The organism is Photobacterium lucens, from assembly GCF_009873615.1.
Classification (GTDB): Bacteria; Pseudomonadota; Gammaproteobacteria; order Enterobacterales; family Vibrionaceae; genus Photobacterium; species Photobacterium lucens.
On record NZ_SSMG01000337.1, the window covers coordinates 1 to 546 of the forward strand.

General features: G+C 30.8%; 1 protein-coding gene. It reads right to left on the reverse strand.

What is annotated here, in order from left to right; translation table 11 throughout:
- Positions 1-546 (reverse strand): tetratricopeptide repeat protein (locus tag E5A76_RS14325; protein ID WP_161119328.1); only part of this gene is annotated, 546 nt, incomplete at both ends.

Consider the following 546-nt stretch of genomic DNA (forward strand, 5'->3'; position numbering starts at 1 on the left):
ACTCAGATCTGATTCTAATGATGTTATTCTAGACTCATAATTTCCACAAACAAAAACATGGTGCTCTTTACTCAATTCTAAACGAGTACGTGCTAACATCAATTCTGTTTTCAACTCCATTAACTCAAACTTATTAGCAACAATTTCTTCCGGTTCTTTTACCCCCTGAACGACCAAACCATAACTAGTTAGATACTCCTCTACTTCTTCAATTTCACCGTTAGGAGGATCAATAATCATAGTTACTTTATAATCTTCCTGCTTGATAGTTACACCAACAGATTCATTACTATATTTATTTTTTAATAACCGACAAAAATTTTGTAAAATTGACATTCCTGCCGAGTAATGTTCAGGTGAAAAATCTATAGATCTCACGATCTTATCAGAGATATTGACTTCTACATCATTTGATAATATTAATCTTTCAATTTTAACTAAATACCTCCATGCTTCAGAATTATTGACATTTTTTGAAATCAACTCTTCACATATTAACTTAGCCTCATCAAGTCTTTCTTGCTTTATATAAACTTCAATTAACTT